Here is an 18,388-nt window from a genome sequence, read left to right as displayed (position 1 = left end):
GATGAACGTCAGTGTGCAGGAAAAAGAACCTGCGTACCTCTATGATACTCCGCTTTTGCATCAATCATCCTTTTGGTCACAAGTAAAACAAAAACAGGGTTTTGAAACGAGGGCTTTTGATATAAAAGTCCGTTCGGAAGACTTGCAAGGGTCTCCCGCCTCAGCGTACGTATTGGACGATGTCCTGGTGCAGCTGGTGCCGGTCAACAGGGAGCAGACCATCGGGTATGTGCCGTATGGTCCGGTTCTCAGTCCCCAAGAGGATCGGATGGGCCTCTTTTTGGAGGAGTTGTCGATGAATCTGCAGGAGAAGCTGCCCGGTCATTGCATTCTTTTGCGCTATGACCTTCCCTGGCGGACCATCTGGGAGGATGAGGACTTGAGTTTGCCATTGCAGAACCTCAGGTTGAACTGGGGAACCAGTCGGCGAAGTCTGCACAAGTCTGTCTCCAATCTGCTGCCAAGCGATACCATGCTCATCGACCTCAGGCCCCGTGAAGAGGAAATTCTTGCAAGGATGCACCATAAAACTCGGTACAATATCAACCTGGCCCTACGAAAAGGGGTTGAGGTACGTCAAGTCGGACACGATCACCTCGACACCTTCTACGACTTGTACCGCGAGACGTGTGAACGCAACCGCATCAATCTGCATGACCGCTCCTTCTTCGAATCCTTGTATGGGCCGACCGATGAGAGTGCAGGAGTCGTCCTGCTGATGGCCTTCCATGATGGAGTGCCGCTCAGTGCGATGTTCCTCAGCCGTTCAAAGAATCGGGCGACCTATCTCTACGGCGCCTCCTCTTCGCAGATGCGCAACACCATGAGTACCTATGCGCTGCAGTGGGGTGCCATCACCCTGGCAAAGAGCTGGAAGTGCAGCGAGTACGATTTGTTCGGAGTATCACCGTCAGAGGACCGTGACCATCTGATGAGCGGACTCTACTCCTTCAAGAAAGGCTTCGGGGGGAGTCTGCTGCATCGCATGGGTTGTTGGGATTTTGCCTACAACGCCGAGGACGCCCAGAATCTCTTCGCCTATGAGATGGTGGGCGAGGGATATCACCAGAGCTGAAAGAGCAGGCGAACGGATCCCCCGCAGATCATGCCCAGCTCAGAGGCTTTCGAATTGGACAGGTCGTACTCGATTACCGTATTCGAGCTGATCGTTTCAGCGTCCTCGATCGCCTTCGCTTCAACAGCTCCGCCTCCGACGGTGCCCTCCACCGTCCCGTCCTCGAATACCGCAAGCTGAAAGCCAACTTCGCACGGGGCCGAGCCTCGCTTTGCGATGACGCGGACCAGACAGAACTTTTGTGTGGTTTTCGCCAGGTGTACGAGCAGATTTCGATCCAAGTGCACTACTGAAGCCCCCGTACGTGCTGTTTGAATGATTTGGGCGAGGATGGAGACGGCGATTTCCCCGGCGGTTACTGCGTTGATGGAAAGACCTATCGGAGTATGGACGCTGTCAAGCTGTGCTTGGGAGAAACCCCTCGCTTTGAGGTTGCCAAGGGTTGTCGCCACCTTCGCCTTGCTGCCGATCATCCCGACATAGCGATGATTCAAAGATAGAATTTTCTCCAGACAGAGTTGGTCGAAGCTGTGTCCGCGCGTTGCTATGACGAAGTAGGGTCGAATCCAACCGTGTTCCGCCTCCAATGCTTGTTCAAAAGGGAGGCACAGGCAGGTAGCCGAGGGAAATCGTTTTGGATTGCAGTACTGCTCCCTCTCATCGATGACGGTAACCCTGTAGCCCAGCCGTGAGGCGAATGCCACCAGTTCCAAGGCGATATGACCTCCACCGCAGACAACCAGCTCAACATCGGTCTGCAGCATTTCCTCAAGGATTTCTCCGCTCTCTTCTCTGCAGTCGCCGGCAAGCAATCGAAAGCCGCTGTAGAGTGCTTCACTGCCCACATGGGGACCGCTGATCAATGTTTTGCGCTTGACATCCCCGTTTTTCAGGGCTTGGAGCAACAAGGAAAAGTAAGTATCGGAATTCATCGGTACAACAGCTCCTTCATGGCTTGGATGGTATATTCAATCTCTTCGGTGGTAGTGGCATAGCCGCAGCTGAAACGTATCGTTCCTGTCTGCAGTGTTCCCAATGTTGTATGGGCAAGGGGTGCACAATGCAGGCCGTAGCGGGTTTGTATGCCGTACTCTGCATCGAGGCGGTAAGCGAGTTCGGCCAGGTCGAAATCCTCGACGGTGATGCTGATCACGCTGGTGCGCTCTTCCATGGTTGCCGGCCCGATGACCGTAATACGGCTGTCGGATAGAAAATAGGAGAGCAGCTGACTGCAACTGGTTCTGTCCATCATGCCCTGCGTATTCAAGAAATCCAATGCTGCAGAGAGGCCTGCTATGCCGACAATGTTCTGCGTCCCCGCCTCAAGCCTGTCCGGCAGCAGGTCGGGCATGGCAAAGCTTTCACTTCTGCTGCCCGTTCCTCCTCCAACCGAGGGAGTAACGCAATTTGCAAGATTGGATGAAAGAACCAAGCCGCCGACTCCCTGAGGTCCTGCAAGTCCCTTGTGACCGGTGAACGCAATCGCATCGATGACCCCTTCTTCAAGGCGGCAATCGACGGTTGGCGTCCCCTGGGCGGTGTCGATGCAGGTCCAGAGGCCCAGCCGATGGGCGGCTTCCCCCGCCTCCCTGATGGGCTGGATGGTTCCTGTCACATTGGAGGCGCTGGTAAGAAATAGTGCCTTGGTTCGGGCACCCACCAGCTCAGGCATCGCTTCGACGATGATACGGCCATCCTTGTCACAGGGGATGACCGAGTAAGGGATGCGATGCAACACAAGAGCGCGCATCACAGCATTATGCTCCACCCCACTGACCAGAACATGGTCTTCCCGGGTGAGCAATCCTGCCATCAAGGTGTTCAACGCAGTGGTGACATTCAATGAGAACACCACATTTCTGCTGTCGGTGCATCCAAAGAGGGTAGAGAGCTTGCTTCGGCAAGCGATGACCAATTCCATCGCTTGCAAGGCATGGTTGTAACTGCCCCTTCCTGGATTTGAAGCGTTCTGAGAAAGGTAGGAACTCATCGCTTCAAGAACGCCGGGGGCTTTGGGAAACGAGGTGGATGCGTTGTCCAAGTATATGCGTCGCATAGGGGCAGTGTATCCCAATGCGGCGAATAAATCCATTGAAGTTTTAAAAAATTAATGGATTATGCCCGGTTCAGGAACCCGTCAAGCACTTCAAGCACAGCTCCTGCTATGGCATACGCCTTCTCACTGACGGTGGTATGGTCGGCCTCAGCCCCGCGTGGATCAATGTCGGCAACCTTGAAATGTTCGCTTACGTACAGCCCTGAATTGAGCAGACCCCTGAGTTTGCCGTCGATGGGTGCCGTGATAGGCTCTGTATCCACGGTTGCGATCACCTGGCCTGCATGCACCAACTCTCCGATGGTCAGATTGGAATTGAAGATGCCCGCTTTCGGTGAATGCAGCACTCGCTCCTTGCCAAAGCCGTCCACAAGGCCTGGGATTCCTGTATTGGGAATTGCACTACCGGCTCTGATGATGCGACCAAGACTGTGCCCTCGTTTGGTTTCGATGACTACATCCGCATCGACTCCGGCCTCGAATCCAGGGCCTAAAGCGATCACCAGCGGGGCATCACCGATGCTGGTTCCCAGATTCCGTTTTGCCATGATTGCATCCACCAGGCAAACGGGCTGAATTTCCTGCAGACATTCCATGGTCGGGTCGGCGAGGATGGGAATCGTGTTGACTTCAAGTAGATTGAAGGCCTCCTTGATGTTTGCACACCGTCTGCCCTGGATGCCTTCAACCACGACTGTTCCCGCATACATGGCCTGGGCGAGGCTGACGGTCGTGCGGATGACCGAGGGTTGCTCGGTTTCCAGGACGATTACACGATAGCCGCTTCGATGGAGCCTGAGAATTACACCGGTCGCCAGATCACCGCCGCCTCGTACCAGTACCACTTTCCTGCCCAGGTTTCTCAGGCTGCTTCCTGTCTTTTGGTGGAATACCTTCATGATTTCGGCGATGACTGAAACAGCGATTTCCTGGGGTGTTTCACTTCCAATATCAAGACCGATGGGGCAATGAAGCTTGTGCAGGGCTTCGGGGTGTCCTGCGAACGAGGCTGCAAGTTTTTTGGCCTTATGGCGTGAGCCAAGTACGCCCAAATAGGTGATGTCCCGCTCGAGCAACAGTCTTGCAGACTCCTCATCGAAGGCATGACTGGCGATGACGCAGGCTGTGTGCCGATTGATATGCATCTCACTCAGCGCCTCCTTCAGCGTCGGTGCAACGATTCGGCTCTTTGCAAAGGGGAAGAGCTCTTCAGTGGCAAACGCACAGCGCGTTTCCACCACCTGCGTCGGCAAGCCCACTGTGTGTGCAAGATGGGCAACCGCCTGATTGACATGGCCTCCTCCGATGAGCAACAGGTTGTGTGCTTTGACGGGTATGCTCAGATGACATGTCCACGAAGGGGTCTCGATATAGCGGGGGCTTTCATCCTCAAGGGCCTTCTTTGCCTGCTCCAAGAAATTGGGGTGCACCTCTCCGATGGTTGCTCCTCCTTCACACAGCCCCATGAGGGAAAGTGAGGGGTGAAGCTGGATGCCCATCACATGGTGAAGTTGATGCTCTTCCCACGAGCGGAACTGGATGAAAGCCTTCTGAAGGCTCTCACTCGTGCAGGCAAGGAGCAGCAGATGCACCGTACCTGCATCCTGAATCTCGCCCTGTTGGACGGTGAACATGAGATGGCGCGACCGCTCCTGCGTGGACAGGAGAATCAGTGCCTGACGTTGTGCGTAGGCTTCCGTTTCGCCTCCACCGATTGTACCGGTGATGGCACCCTCCCGGTCGACCACCATCGTGCCTTGGCTTCTGCTTGCCGATCCTTCGGTTTTCAGGATGATGACAAACACAAACACTTGATTGTGTTCACTCAAATATGCTGCTTGTTGCAGGACGGTAGTATTCATGGTGCCTTCCTAAAGAACAGGGTATTGGTTTGTAGCGATCCGAAGAACATGGGGATGGTATTCAGTGACCCTGAAAGGGTATGCATCGTCTTTTCCGATGTGTTTTCGGCTTGGTTGCAGAGAATCAGGGTTTTTCCAACCGCCCCTTTGAGGAATCCTCTCTCGTGGTGCAGCAATGTCAGGTAAGCCTCATCGTCGGCTACCCCCTGTTCGTCACGATTCCAACCGAAACAGCACTCGCCAAGTGCTTGTCCCCAACCGGACATGCCCACCACTATCAGGGTTGTTGTGGTGAAGTCGACAACGACCGGGTCGAAGTCGGTGTGAAGCTTCAAGGGCTTGCGGCGGGCTCCATCGGCCTCAAGCAGGAGGACATCGTAGGTCTTCATGAGTGCTCTGAGATGGGCAAGCGGTGGGGCAATGGCTTTCTCTGCTTGAACGCCTGCATAGAAGACGCGCTCTGCACGCTCCGCTCTATAGCCGAGAATTCGGTCATCGGTGAAATAGGTGTCGCAACCGTAGGCGCGATGGGCTGGAAGCTCGAGCTTGGTGGTTGTGGAGACCAGGACCCGCTTGCCTTGACGTGCGTAATATCCGGCGAGCTCTATCAGGGCGGTGGTCTTTCCTCCGCTGCCTGTGATGCTGATGCACCGGTATGCATCATCGATGTAGGCGCATAGGGCGCCAAGAAGTGTAGCCATGGCAAAAACTGTAACACTGTCGGCCTATAGTTGCAATAAAAGAGGATTTCTTTCATCACTATTCGAATTTCGGTATCGTTGTATGCTTGTGGCATGGAAACAGAACCAAGAGAGACCGTTGGTGTCGATATCGTGGATACTCGGTATGTGATGTGCATCCTGGACAGCCGGGGCATGGACCCCCGCTATTACCGTGGAAGGGTGGACACACCCCTCGGGCAGGCGAATTTTTTCAGCAAGGTCGGTGGCAGGGATGTGATCATGCCTTCCTCAAGTCTTGCAGTGCTGGCAATGAAACTGCTGAAAGAATCGCAACTGGTGGTCAAGGATGAGGACGAACACTATGCTGTGTGGGCTGATGCGGGAATAGAGCGGGGCGAGCGCATGGCACGTTTTGCAGCGCTGCTGTTGTACAGGAATCGTCATCCATCCGATTCGATCAACGACAAGCAACGACAACAACTCATGCTTTTACAGGACGCAGAACTTGCAGGTCTGCTTTCGGTGGTAGAAACCAGTCAGACAATCATACAGGATGTGCTGTCGGGAAAAACGGATGGAAAAACCTATGCCAAGGCATTGGGCAATGAGGTGAAGAGCCGTCAGGACCCGGTTATCAAGGCAGAAATCCAAAAGGAGCATGCATCTTCGCCGTTTGCAGATGGAGACTCCAGCTTTCTTGCAAAACTGTATCGAGAGCTTGAGAATCTGCAATGAATTAATTTTCCTTATAGGAATACCCGATGCCCCATATGGTCTTGATCCTGCTGCCGTAGGCTCCCAGTTTTCTTCGTATGGTTGCAACCTGGACGTCGATGGATCGGTCGGTTACCGGGTAGTCGCTGCCTTTGATCCGGGTGATCATCTGGTTGCGGGTAAAGACTTGCTCAGCGTTGCCGGCCAGCAGGTACAGCAATGAGAATTCAGTGGCGGTAAGTTCGACCTCCTCATTGTCCACCAGACACAAGTGCCGGCTTTGGTCCATGACCAGACCGGCATGGTGTACGACCGAGGGGCTTTGCACCTGGTCCGAACGCCTGAGGACCGCTCTTATTTTACTGTTCAGGACATTCATGCTGAAGGGTTTTGTCACATAGTCATCGGCTCCAAGTTCCAGCGCGGTGATGATGTCGCTCTCATCACCTTTTGCCGATACAACGATGATGGGGGTGGTGTCGTTCATAACGAAACGAAGCGTCTTGATCAACGACAAGCCGTCCATGACCGGCATCATCATATCGAGGATGATCAAATCAACACTCTCCGAGGAGAGAACCTCCAAGGCCTGCTTTCCGTGTTCGGCCTGAAGCACCGCGTAGCCGTTGTTCTCAAGGGTGTAGCGTTCAAGCTCTCGAATATCAAGGTCGTCTTCCACTACCAGGATTGTGTTCATACAGCAACGGTAGTACACAACGCTTCGGGAAGGCAAGACTGACATGCAATTTTCATAGATTATTCATATATGAAAACAGGACGCCCGAAAGCGTCCTGTCTCGAAACTATATGCTTTGCTTTAGCGCGGGATGGCCAAAATGGTGGCCAACTCGGGATTCTTCTCAATGTTCTTCTCCAAGTCCCGTTCACGGCCCTTGTTCACATAGTCCTTCTCTTCGAAGGTATAGTGGAAGTTGGTGTGCACATCGTAGGTCCCATTCATCAAGGCATAAGCGTCCTCGGTCATGACCAGCTCCTCATCGGTGGGAATGACCAGAATCTTTACCGGTGAATCATCGGTGCTGATGACAAACTCACCGTTTCGGCTGAAACAGACCTCATTCTTGTGTTCATCGAGCTTTGCCCCGATGGCCTCGAGTCCCTTGCAGGAGCCAAGGCGGATATGGCGGGCCATCTCTCCAACACCGGCGGTGAAAACGATGGCGTCGAGCTTGCCTTCAAGCAGGGTCGCGTAGCCGCCGATGTACTTCTTCAGCCTGCGGCATTCCATGTCGATGGCAAGCTTTGCACGAAGGTCTCCTTCCTGGCTGGCCTTCAATACATCACGTCTGTCGCTCTTGCCGCACAAGCCGATCAAACCGCTCTTCTTATTCAGTGCGGTATCCATCTCCTTGGCGCTCATTCCGGTGTTCTCCATCATATAAGGAATGATGGCCGGGTCGATGTCACCGCTGCGCGAGCCCATCACCAGGCCTTCAAGCGGCGTCAGTCCCATGGAGGTGTCCACACATACGCCGTTCTTCACCGCACAGACGGAAGCTCCGTTGCCGATATGGCAGATAATGACGTTGGTATCCTTGTTCTCCTTGCCCAAGACTACGGCTGCACGCTTTGCACAATAGAGATGGCTGGTTCCATGGAATCCGTAGCGGCGTACGTTGTACTTTGTGTACCACTCGTAGGGAACTGCATACATGAAGGCTTCATCGGGCATGGTCTGGTGCCAGGCTGTATCCAGGACAATGGCCTGGGGAACATTGGGCATGGCCTTGCGGGCCGCCTCAATACCCATGATGTTGGCAGGCATGTGCAACGGACCGAGGGGGATGACCTTCTTCAGTTGCTCGATTACCTCGTCTGTTACCAGTGCGGACTGTTTGAATACCTCACCACCATGGAGCACCCTGTGACCTACGGCTCCAATCTCCTTCAGGTCCTGGATGACGCCGTACTCGTCATCGAGCAACATGCGGATGATCAACTCGATGGCTTCCTTGTGGGTGGGGGAGGAAAATTCAGCGTGGTACTCTTCCTTTCCGTTGGCTTTATGCTCAATAGTGGAATACTCCAGTCCGATTCGCTCTACGACGCCTACAGCAAGAATATCCTTGTTTGCCCAGTCGTAGACTTGGTACTTGGCAGACGAGCTGCCGCAGTTCAGGGTCAGAATTACCATGAAAGACTCCTATTGTTCGTATGGTTTACCTGTATGTATTGGAATGTTGATTAGTTCCACGTAAATAAATCACTATTACGGAGAATAATCAACCTGAAGCAAAACAGGAAGTGCTAGTTCTTTTCCTATCATGAAGGTAGCTCTGCTTTGTCTGTTGGTTTTACCGATTTCGAGCATTTTTGGCCGGCAGACGCTCGATCTGACGTTCACTCCACAGTCTGGATACTATAAAAGCGTGTATGCCTATCAGGCAAACGGTCTTTACTGGGAGAGTGAACTCAAAGCTGACCTGAAAAAGGATCGCTTTGAAGCGAGAGTTGCCCAGGTCTCGTACCAAGGATTCTCCTACACCGAAAGTCGCAGCCTCGACGGGTATCATTTCCTGCCCGGGCAGGAGTGGAGAAGCTTTGCGTATGACAGGCCGAATATCTCTGTTTCACTGATGAGCGACGGTGATGCGCAGCAAGCGGTCCGCATCAAGGCAGGCTCTTTTACCACTCTCTATCTCGATGGGCCGGATGCATTGCACCTCGATGATTTTGCCTTGGTGTGGGACAGGCATTTGCTAGGACGAAATCTCCTGGTGCAGTATTGTTTTGAGTCGGAAGCAGCATCCTGCTTGATTGAAGGGCTTTGGGGGGAGTATCGCAGCTTCACTCTCTTTACGTCCATGGCTCTCAATGTGGGACCTGTGCAGTTGGAATGCAGTTTCAACAGTTTTTCTTTTCTGCGAAAGCTTGGTGCGGGCATTCAGGTCAAGAAGCCGGGCTTTGTCTTGCGTCATACTTTGTCTTCACAGCTTGGGCTTATGCCCATCCACAGCGGACACTCGCAAACCATGCATACTGTCTTGTCAACAGAAGCACAATATCTGTGTCTTGGTATGGGGTATGAACAAATTTTTTGGGTTGATGAGATGGGAAAGCGTGAGAAAGAAAGAGAGTTGTCCCTGTTCTTCAAAGGATCGGCGATGCAGATCGGCCTGGTTTTCTCTTCCGATGTCGAATCCAAAATGCTTCTGGACAGTTCCCAGTCCCGACTTTCGTACCAATCTTCCAACCTCTCTGCTGTGTTTGTCTTTCAGCGCAGATCCGGTTCAGTCACGCTTCGTTTTGATCCCCGAAAAGGGTTGTCGATCACGTATGCCTTGCGTCTTGCCATCGACCGACGTAGTGAATCTCCTCCTCCAGCCTGACATGGTGTTTCTCGAAAACCTCTTGTCTTACATGCTCGATGAGCGCTCGTACATCGGTGCTTGTGGCCTGTTTGTTGGGGTTGATGATGAAGTTTGCATGCCGGGATGATACTTTTGCCCCCCCGATGCCCAAGCCCTTGAGGCCGCACTCATCGATGAGCTGGCCTGCATGCATTCCTTCCGGGTTTTTAAAAATGCAACCGATGCTGGGATGTTCGTACTGGCCGTTCTGCTTTCGCTTTGCTTTCACCTCATCCTTGCGTTTTCTGGCTTCGCTGGTCTGCGTGATCGGGGTAAGCCGGAAACCCGCTTCATAGATGATGATGTCTTTTCGGTTGGAAAAGGGAGTATTGCGGTAGGAGAAATCATCGCGGTGAATCTGTTTTCGGTGCAGCTTCCCATCGAATGTCATGTAATCGACATAGTACAATACATCCGAGATGTGCATGCCGTGTGCCCCGCTGTTACCGGCGATCGCCCCACCGACCGTACCAGGCAGCCCGCCGAGCAACTCCAGACCGCCCAGGCCGTCCTCGATGGCCAAGTCGATGGCCCGGTCGAGCAGAAGGCCGCTGCGCACACAGAACATCTCGCCTTGAACGTGTCGGCGCCTGAGGTGGGAGGTGATGATGGTAAGACCTTCGATGCCGTCGTCGCTTATCAGGCTGTTCGTTGCACCGCCGAGTATGGTGATCGGGATGGAGTATTTCCTTGCATGGTCGAGCAGAGCCCTGAGTTCCTCGAAATCAGAAGGGTAGGCGGCCAAATCGGCCTTGCCTCCGGTATGGATGCCGGAATGAGCGGCCAGTTCAACCTGCTCGATGAGCAGGTGGTCAAGGTTGATTTTTTCATCGCTATTGCGTACATTGGTATGCATGGAGTCATCTTACCCCCTTTTTCAGGGGTGGGCAACCTAAAGGAGCTCTGCATGTCTGTCCTTCTCTACAATACGATGAGCCGGCAGCTGGAACCATTCCAGCCTATCAAGGAGTCTGAAGTAGGACTCTATTCCTGCGGCCCGACCGTATATAACTTTGCACATATTGGAAATTTACGAACATTTCTGTTCGAAGACCTGCTCAAGCGTATGCTTCTCGTCTCGGGTTTCAATGTGAACCATGTGATGAACATCACCGACGTCGGGCACTTGACCGGCGATGGGGACGATGGTGAAGACAAGCTGGAAAAAATGGCACATAAGACCAACCGGACGGTATGGGAAATCGCCGCTTTCTACACCGAAGCATTCTTCAAGGACTATGATGAACTGAACATGATCAGACCAGGCACCGTCTGCAAGGCCACCGACCATGTAAGCCAGATGATTGATCTGATCAAGCGGCTGGAAGAGGGCGGGCACACCTACATCAGCGGAGGCAATGTGTACTTCAGCATCGACTCCATCCCTGATTACGGAAAGCTCGCACGCCTGGACCTGGACGCACTCCGGACTGCTGTTCGTGACGATGTGGAGGTGGACGGGAACAAGAAGAACAGCAAGGACTTCGTCTTGTGGTTCACCAAGAGCAAGCACGGGGAGCAGGCGATGATGTGGGACTCTCCTTGGGGCAGGGGCTTTCCCGGCTGGCATATCGAGTGTTCAGCGATGAGCATGTACTATCTGGGTGAGTCGTTTGACATCCACTGCGGAGGCATCGATGCCATTCCTGTGCACCATACCAATGAGATCGCCCAAAGCGAGGCGGCTACCGGCAAGGGGTGGGTCAATTACTGGTTGCATGGCGAATTCCTGCTTGATGAAACGGGTAAGATGAGCAAGAGCAAGGGGGATTTCCTTACCCTGAGTCTGCTCAAGAGCAAGGGCTTCGAGCCTATGGACTACCGGTATTTCTGTCTCGGCGGCCACTACCGCAGCCAGTTGAAGTTCAGCTTCGAATCGCTGTCGACCGCTCGTACGGCCCGCCGCAACGTCTATGATCGGATCCAAAGTCTCTTGAATCAGGGATCCAGACGGATTACGCTGGAGCGCGATGAGGCCTTGGCATACCGATCGGCATTTCTTGAGCACATCCAAAGTGATTTGAATACTCCCCGCGCCCTTGCCGACCTTTGGGGGGTTCTCAAGGACGATGGGCTGTCCATAGATGAGAAATACACGCTTTGCCTGTTCTTCGACCAAGTCTTTGGCTTGAAGTTCGACTCCATCACCAAAGCCGAGGAACAAACCTTCCCTCCCGAGGCTATGGCATTGTTGCAACAGCGCCTTGAGGCGAAGAAGGAAAAGAATTGGGCTCTGGCGGACTCCTTGCGTTCAGAATTGGATGCAATGGGCTATGTTGTCAAAGATACACCTTCGGGAAGCTCTTTGGAAAAAAAGATGTAACTTGGTTACTGGTGAGTTGTTAACGTTATGGAAATACAGAGCAACGATGAGCGAGCGTTCAAGCAGGTCTATGTAGAGGTGTTCCCGATATTGATGCGCGTGGTCTACCATGTCACCAATAATCAGGACCTTGCTGAAGAGATTTGCCAGGAAGCTTTCATCAGGTTCTTTGACAAGGGGATGGAGTTTGCCACACTTGATGATGCCAAGTATTGGTTGATCAGGGTGTCGAAAAACCTTGCCATCAACCAAGTGAAACGGAAAGCCCGGGAGATGGGGATGGTGGAAAAACTGAAAAAGTTCCCCACCATACATGCCAATACTTCCGATGGCGCCCAGGTATTGGTGGAAAAGGAGACCCGCAAACTCGTACAGGAGGCAATAGACCAGCTTCCTGAGAAGTTCCGGCTTGTCATCGTGATGAAAGAGTATACCGATATGGATTACAAGCAAATCGCGAGCGTGCTCCACATTTCTGAAAGCAACGTGAAGGTACGAGTCTATCGGGCACGTAAAATGCTCGAGTCGATTCTCAGCCAGGAGTAGAGTATGTGTGTGGATGACGAACTGTTGAATACCTATCTTGACGATGAGTTGCAGGAGCCTTGGAAAACCCAGGTTCAGGAACATCTTTCCTACTGCAATGCCTGTCGCCAACGCTTGGAGCAGCTGCGCTCATTGCATCAGAAAATCTATGATGCCAGATTGCGTGATAGTGACATCCAGGCTCGCCAGGATCGGGTGCTGGCCTACTTTGAGAAGACGCGGTTTCCGTCCACGAATAAGAAAATGCACATTTTTCGGAAAAAGATTCAAATCAAATTGGTTCCGGCTCTGATTACAAGCGCTGCTGCGTTCGTGGTGGTGTTCATTGGTGCTTTCATGTTGTTCGGCACACAGCCCCAGATGGGACAGGAAATCCTTCCTGGGGTTGTACAGCCGATAGATAGTGCTCACATTCGGCAGGTGACCGATGTTCAGAAACCTTCGCTCGATTCATTCAGTCTGGAGCAGATTGTTCAACATCTTGACGCAATGGGGTATGCTGTCAAGTTGGAATTGAAGGCGGTGACTCCTCTCGAATAAGAGATAAATCCTCTCGCTCTCATGTTTGAAGGCTCTACATTCACTTGTAGAGCCTTCCCTATTTTGCTACTATGAACAGACTCTTTTTTCGAGCAGGAGGCAGTGTGTGAAGGCAGTTGAATTGTCCAAAGCCTATGATCCCAAATCGTTTGAGGATCGGATATATCAAGCATGGATGGAGATGGGTATGTTCAAGCCCGTAGCAGGGCAGCAGACGCCGTTCACCGTGGTAATGCCTCCCCCCAACGTAACCGGCATCCTGCATATGGGACATGCGCTGAACAACTCCCTGCAGGACATCCTCACCCGTTACTACCGCATGACCGGCAGACCTACCCTGTGGGTGCCGGGCACCGACCATGCAGGCATCGCCACCCAGCACGTGGTGGAGCGCCAGCTTGCCAAGGAGGGCCTTCGAAGACAGGACCTTGGACGCGACCGGTTCCTTGAACGTACCTGGCAGGTGAAAGAGAAGCATCACGGCATCATCAAGCAGCAGCTGCAGAAAATCGGCTGCAGCTGTGACTGGGAGCATGAGCGGTTCACCATGGATGAAGGACTCAGCCAGGCGGTGCGCGAGTGCTTCGTCACCCTCTACGAACGCGGTCTCATCTATAAAGGCGAGTATCTGGTAAATTACTGTCCCAAGTGCGGAACAGCCCTGGCCGACGATGAAGTCGAATACCAGCCGGTCAACGCATTCCTCTACGATGTACGATATCCCTTCAGCGATGGAAGCGGGTTCATCACCGTCGCCACCACCAGACCCGAGACGATGTTCGGAGACGTCGCCGTCGCGGTCAATCCCGAAGATGAACGTTACACCCATTTGGTGGGCAAGCTGCTCGATCTCCCCTTGACAGACCGTAAGATTCCTATCATCGCCGACAGTTTCGTCGACAAGGTCTTCGGCACCGGTATGGTCAAGATCACCCCCGCCCACGACCCCAACGACTGGTTGTGTGGAAAGCGGCATAACCTGGAGAAGGTGAATGTTCTGAACCCCGATGGGACACTCAACGAGAACTGCCCGTACAAGTACCGCAACATCAATGCAAACGAGGCCCGCTCTTTGGTTGTTGAGGACTTGAAGGCCCAAGGCTTTTTAGTCAAGGAAACGGCCCACGACCACGATGTAGGCCATTGCTATCGTTGCAGTACGGTTATAGAGCCGTATCTGTCCAATCAGTGGTTTGTCAGCATGAAGGGTATGGCCGACAAGGCCCTCCAGGCGTGGAAGGATGAGAAAATTGTTTTCTACCCCAAGCGTTGGGAGAACACCTACAGCCACTGGCTCGAGAACATTCATGACTGGTGCATAAGCCGCCAGCTTTGGTGGGGCCACCGCATTCCCGTATGGGAGTGTCAGGAGTGTCACGAGGTTATTGCAGCCAGACAGGACCCGACCGAGTGTCCCAAGTGTCACAGCATCAGGCTGGTTCAGGAAACAGACGTCCTGGATACTTGGTTCAGTTCTTGGCTCTGGCCGTTCAGTACCTTGGGCTGGCCGCAGAAGACCGACGACCTTGCAACCTATTTCCCAACCACCACCTTGGTCACGGCCTATGACATCATCTTCTTCTGGGTCTCCAGAATGATCATGGCCTCCTTGGAGTTGATGGGGGATGTCCCGTTCCGCGATATCTACATCACCGGTTTGGTGCGCGACAAGCAGGGCAGGAAGATGAGCAAGAGCCTTGGCAATGGCATTGATCCGCTGGAAGTCGTCGACCAGTACGGAGCCGATGCGATGAAGTTCACCCTCTGCTACATGGCTACCCAGGGCCAGGATATTCTCATCGACATGGACTCCTTCAAGCTGGGTTCCCGCTTTGCGAACAAGGTGTGGAATGCAGCCCGCTTCCTGTTGATGAACCTCGAGGGTGTTGCATTGGTCGATGTCTCATCGGTACAGCTTTCCACCATGGATAACTGGATCTATCACCAGCTCAACGAGGCTGCCCGGAAGGTGCAGGTCGCATTGGAGAGTTACAAGTTCAGCGATGGTGCGCAGGCTGTCTACGATTTCTTCTGGAATGATTTCTGCGATTGGTATGTTGAGAGCGCCAAACGTGGCTTGTACAGCGAAGATGCAGAGGTGAAGCAGCGTCAGGTTGCCTTGCTTCTGGACCTTCTGGCCGAGTCGATGCGGTTGATGCACCCCTTTGCCTCCTTCATCAGTGAGGAAATCTACCAAAAGCTGCCCAATGTGGAAGACCGGTTGATCAACAGCACCTATCCTTCCTACAGTGCCGATCGTGTCCATGGTGAGGATGCAATGAAGGTTGCAAGGCTGCAGGAAGCGGTCACTTCCCTCCGGGCATTGCGCTCCGACCTGGGCATCGCGGTCGATCGGAAGATCCGGGTGGTCGTCAAGTGTGACCCATCCTTCTTCGCAGCCTCCTTCTTCGAGGAGCAGAAAAGCCTGATGGCAGGCTTTGTCGGTGCCTCTTCGCTGGAAGTGGATGCACAGGCCGATACCGATAAGGCTTTTCCTGTCGCTGGTACCGGATATGAGATGTTTGTATTTGTTCGTGAGGCCATTGATGTTGAGAAAGAGGTGGCCAAGCTGAGTGCAGACATCGAGAAGAACCGCAGGAGCCTGGAAGCCGTTCTGGCAAAACTTTCCAACGAGAAGTTCATCTCCAACGCAAAGCCGGAGGCGATTGAAAAGGAACAAGGCAAGAAGGCTGAGTTCGAAGAGAAGATGGAGAAGGGTGAAAAGCACCTGGCATTGCTCAAAACATTCCTGTAATACATCCGGTGCTCCTTCGGGGGCACCGATTTTCTTTCCTGGCAAGGAGGTTGCCATGGAATTTCATGCTGTTGTTGCGAAAAGACGAACGATACGCGACTTTATGCAGGTACATGCGTGATTGGAATGAAGAAGCCCAAGTCCAACAGGCCTGTTGTCGGGATGCTGTTTCCAAGCAGTATGTGATGCAACTGTTGTGAAACAGAACAAGTACTCCTTGGAAGAGAGAGTACATTGGAATAGGTGGTAGAAAAAATGGCGCCCAGCAAAGGACGCCATACAAAAGAGAGCGGTTTATTCGCCTTTCTCTTCCTGAATCTCTTTTCTGCGATCTTTGCAAAGTTTGGCAATTTCTGCGAGAGCCTTTCTTGCTCTTGCTGCCGAGACCTTTACTCCTTTCTCAGTGAACTTTTGGTTCTCTGCGAGGTACGTTTCATACTGCATGACAATCTGTTCGTGAATAGTCATTGATTCCTCCATGTGTCTAGGTTACCTAATTCTATCACGCTTTTAAGCGTGTGCAAGGGAAAAACCTGCATATAACGCGTTAATTTAGGGTTTTTTTAGGAAATAATACGTCCTTTCCATATAAAACCCTTGCCACTGAGGCGAAGAACCAGACCATTGAGGTACATCAGAACTACCAGCAGAATCGTCACAGGACCGAAACGGCCCGCCTGAGAGGAGAAGCCGAAGTATGTTGCACATCGTTTCCAGGTGGTGAACAGCAGTAAACAGCCAACCGTCGAACCAAGAAAGGGATACAGAAATGCCTGGTCCGAACATGCAAGCACACCATACACCACACCGAGAATCGGGGCGAATGAGAGGAGAAGCAATACAAGTACGATAAGGAGAATCAATAAAAAGCCAAGCAGCCCTTGCTTGACCACTCCGTTGATGGAACGTTCAAGACTCTTCCAGCCCTGGGAAAAGGAGGTGAACATTTCACACTGCAGGGCACGCTGCATCGGGGCGAACAGTTGCCTGTGCCCCCGCTTGGCACATAAGCGGGCAAGCGCTACATCGTCGCAGATCTGGCCTTTGATCAATTCAAATCCTCCCAATGAAGCAAGTGTTTCGCGCTTGATCAGCAGATACTGCCCGATGGCCATGGAAAAAAACGGCCACTGCAGCGTTGCCTGGAAGCGGAAAGGAACAAAGAGCGCAGGATTGAAGAGCATCACGCTGACCAACACTTCTATACTCAAGTTCCTTGCGATCTGCTTGGGATAGCCGCTTATCATCGCTCCCTTCTGGGAGTCGAGCAGGGCAAGGCCGTAGGAGATTGAGTCGGGGGTGTGGCGTGTGTCGGCATCGCTGAAGAGGATGTAGGAACCCTTGCTTGCCTCATACAGCTGTTGCATGGCAAAAAGCTTTCCACGCCATCCTTCCTCCAAGGGTTTGCCGCTGATGAGGCGGATGCGGCTGTCCTTCTGTTGCATGGCAAGCACCAGAGAGGCCGTTGCATCGGTGGAGTTGTCATCCAAAACCAAAATCTCCAGATTTCGGTGCTTTTGTTTCAACAAGGATTGTACGCACTCCTGGATATGCAGTTCCTCATTGCGGGCAGGGATGGCAACGGTTACCAATGCTTCACAGTCAAACGCTTGCATGCCTTTGGTAATCCGATCGAAATACCGTCGATTGCTTGTATAGAGTAGAAACGACCAGAGCCCTACGATGAGGATGATGGTCGAGAGCAGTACATTCATAGCTTTGCTTGCACCTCTTTCAGATATGCGTCGAGAGTGGGGTCGAATCGGTAGAGTGCTTTCGCTGCATCCAGGTATCCCTTTGCAGTACTCCACTCTCCACGCTTCATGCTGACCACACCGATATTGCTGTACAGGCTTGCCGTATCCCATCGTGAGAGAATCGACACTCCATCACGAAGGAGTTCCAGATAGATTTGCAGAGCCTTGTTCACGTCTCCTCCTGCGATCGAGGGGGCATAGAGCAGACTGCTGGCCTTCATCAGACGGGCATAAACCTGGTCGGGATGCTGCTTGTATGCCTTGTTGATCTTGGAGTTGCTGCTGATGCCCTTTCCCAGGTTCCTCGGGTTGATGAGATAATGGATTGAATCGATTTCCGCCTCAAGGATGAGGCCGAAAAACGAGTTTTTTTCCAATGCCGTCAGTAATTGCTCAGCCTCCTTGAGCAGCTCTTCGGAGCGATTCAGATCCTTGGGTTCCACTTCAGTGTACAGGCGGGAAAGCAGGGTGGCCGCACGGATATCCAGCACCGTCTGTTTCTCCTTTTCGAGTCCGATTCCCGGCAGGCCCGTTCGAAGCTCCTCTGCTTTGCGATAATCACCTTCATTGCGCACCACATCGACATACTGCACAAAGGCGGGGAGATCCTTGAGGAAGGAAAATTCGTCGACCAGTGCCCCGCTTGCAAGCGGGCTGAGCATACAAAAGCACACTACCAGAGAAAGCAAGGTTCGCTTCATATGTG

General features: G+C 52.8%; 17 protein-coding genes. 7 read left to right on the top strand and 10 right to left on the bottom strand.

Annotation, left to right across the window (positions count from 1 at the left end; genetic code table 11):
* Window position 1: 1 nt before the first annotated feature.
* Window positions 2-1,075, top strand: a complete 1,074-nt coding sequence (locus MUG09_RS09385) for a lipid II:glycine glycyltransferase FemX (protein ID WP_244771163.1) — start codon at window positions 2-4, stop codon at window positions 1,073-1,075.
* Here MUG09_RS09385 and MUG09_RS09380 read toward each other — a convergent pair.
* The 4 genes from MUG09_RS09380 to yqeC are packed head-to-tail and all read right to left on the bottom strand — an operon-like array spanning window position 1,063 to window position 5,694.
* Window positions 1,063-2,007 carry an XdhC family protein gene (locus tag MUG09_RS09380; RefSeq protein ID WP_244771162.1) on the bottom strand — a complete coding sequence of 315 codons (945 nt, stop codon included), beginning with the start codon at window positions 2,005-2,007 and terminating at the stop codon, window positions 1,063-1,065. The two genes, MUG09_RS09385 and MUG09_RS09380, sit on opposite strands and share 13 nt — an antisense overlap.
* Window positions 2,004-3,131, bottom strand: coding sequence for an aminotransferase class V-fold PLP-dependent enzyme (locus MUG09_RS09375; protein ID WP_244771161.1), 1,128 nt, complete (start codon window positions 3,129-3,131; stop codon window positions 2,004-2,006). The genes MUG09_RS09380 and MUG09_RS09375 overlap by 4 nt, the downstream gene beginning before the upstream one ends.
* A gap of 59 nt (window positions 3,132-3,190) precedes the next feature.
* A complete protein-coding gene (gene yqeB / locus MUG09_RS09370) occupies window positions 3,191-4,993 on the bottom strand; it encodes a selenium-dependent molybdenum cofactor biosynthesis protein YqeB (RefSeq protein ID WP_244771160.1) in 1,803 nt (600 codons plus the stop codon).
* A complete protein-coding gene (yqeC, locus tag MUG09_RS09365) occupies window positions 4,990-5,694 on the bottom strand; it encodes a selenium cofactor biosynthesis protein YqeC (protein WP_244771159.1) in 705 nt (234 codons plus the stop codon). Before yqeC ends, yqeB begins: the two co-directional genes overlap by 4 nt.
* Window positions 5,695-5,787: 93 nt before the next feature.
* Here yqeC and MUG09_RS09360 point away from each other — a divergent pair, with 93 nt between their 5' ends.
* On the top strand, window positions 5,788-6,411 hold the full coding sequence (locus MUG09_RS09360; RefSeq protein ID WP_244771158.1) for a hypothetical protein: 624 nt from the start codon (window positions 5,788-5,790) through the stop codon (window positions 6,409-6,411).
* 1 nt (window position 6,412) lies between these two features.
* On the opposite strand, the gene MUG09_RS09355 is transcribed toward MUG09_RS09360, so the two are convergent.
* The gene (locus tag MUG09_RS09355) at window positions 6,413-7,087 is read right to left on the bottom strand and encodes a response regulator transcription factor (RefSeq protein ID WP_244771157.1); all 675 of its coding nucleotides are present in this window, start codon (window positions 7,085-7,087) and stop codon (window positions 6,413-6,415) included.
* Window positions 7,088-7,207: 120 nt separating this feature from the next.
* Complete coding sequence (locus MUG09_RS09350; RefSeq protein ID WP_244771156.1) at window positions 7,208-8,545, bottom strand: acetate kinase; 1,338 nt, start codon at window positions 8,543-8,545, stop codon at window positions 7,208-7,210.
* 130 nt (window positions 8,546-8,675) lie between these two features.
* On the opposite strand from MUG09_RS09350, the gene MUG09_RS09345 reads away from it, so the two are divergent.
* Entirely contained in the window at window positions 8,676-9,740 is a 1,065-nt protein-coding gene (locus MUG09_RS09345; RefSeq protein ID WP_244771155.1) for a hypothetical protein, read from the top strand.
* On the opposite strand, the gene murB is transcribed toward MUG09_RS09345, so the two are convergent.
* Window positions 9,682-10,617, bottom strand: a complete 936-nt coding sequence (gene murB / locus MUG09_RS09340) for a UDP-N-acetylmuramate dehydrogenase (RefSeq protein WP_244771154.1) — start codon at window positions 10,615-10,617, stop codon at window positions 9,682-9,684. The two genes, MUG09_RS09345 and murB, sit on opposite strands and share 59 nt — an antisense overlap.
* Before the next feature lie 51 nt (window positions 10,618-10,668).
* Between murB and cysS the strand changes: the two genes are divergently transcribed.
* The 4 genes from cysS (at window position 10,669) to MUG09_RS09320 (ending at window position 15,925) form a co-directional block, all read left to right on the top strand.
* Window positions 10,669-12,084, top strand: a complete 1,416-nt coding sequence (gene cysS / locus MUG09_RS09335; protein WP_244771153.1) for a cysteine--tRNA ligase — start codon at window positions 10,669-10,671, stop codon at window positions 12,082-12,084.
* A gap of 27 nt (window positions 12,085-12,111) precedes the next feature.
* A complete protein-coding gene (locus tag MUG09_RS09330; protein WP_244771152.1) occupies window positions 12,112-12,630 on the top strand; it encodes an RNA polymerase sigma factor in 519 nt (172 codons plus the stop codon).
* Between the two features lie 3 nt (window positions 12,631-12,633).
* Entirely contained in the window at window positions 12,634-13,170 is a 537-nt protein-coding gene (locus MUG09_RS09325) for an anti-sigma factor family protein (RefSeq protein WP_244771151.1), read from the top strand.
* Window positions 13,171-13,276: 106 nt separating this feature from the next.
* Window positions 13,277-15,925 carry a valine--tRNA ligase gene (locus tag MUG09_RS09320; RefSeq protein ID WP_244771150.1) on the top strand — a complete coding sequence of 883 codons (2,649 nt, stop codon included), beginning with the start codon at window positions 13,277-13,279 and terminating at the stop codon, window positions 15,923-15,925.
* A 294-nt stretch (window positions 15,926-16,219) separates the two neighbouring features.
* Here MUG09_RS09320 and MUG09_RS09315 read toward each other — a convergent pair whose 3' ends face one another.
* The 3 genes from MUG09_RS09315 to MUG09_RS09305 form a co-directional block, all read right to left on the bottom strand.
* Window positions 16,220-16,393 carry a hypothetical protein gene (locus MUG09_RS09315; protein ID WP_244771149.1) on the bottom strand — a complete coding sequence of 58 codons (174 nt, stop codon included), beginning with the start codon at window positions 16,391-16,393 and terminating at the stop codon, window positions 16,220-16,222.
* Window positions 16,394-16,488: 95 nt separating this feature from the next.
* Window positions 16,489-17,640: a glycosyltransferase family 2 protein gene (locus MUG09_RS09310; RefSeq protein ID WP_244771148.1), complete on the bottom strand. Its 1,152-nt coding sequence runs from the start codon at window positions 17,638-17,640 to the stop codon at window positions 16,489-16,491.
* Window positions 17,637-18,383: a hypothetical protein gene (locus tag MUG09_RS09305; protein WP_244771147.1), complete on the bottom strand. Its 747-nt coding sequence runs from the start codon at window positions 18,381-18,383 to the stop codon at window positions 17,637-17,639. The genes MUG09_RS09310 and MUG09_RS09305 overlap by 4 nt, the downstream gene beginning before the upstream one ends.
* Window positions 18,384-18,388: the final 5 nt, after the last annotated feature.

Source organism: Sphaerochaeta associata, from assembly GCF_022869165.1.
Classification (GTDB): domain Bacteria; phylum Spirochaetota; class Spirochaetia; order Sphaerochaetales; family Sphaerochaetaceae; genus Sphaerochaeta; species Sphaerochaeta associata.
This window is presented reverse-complemented; position numbering and strand designations above follow the sequence as displayed.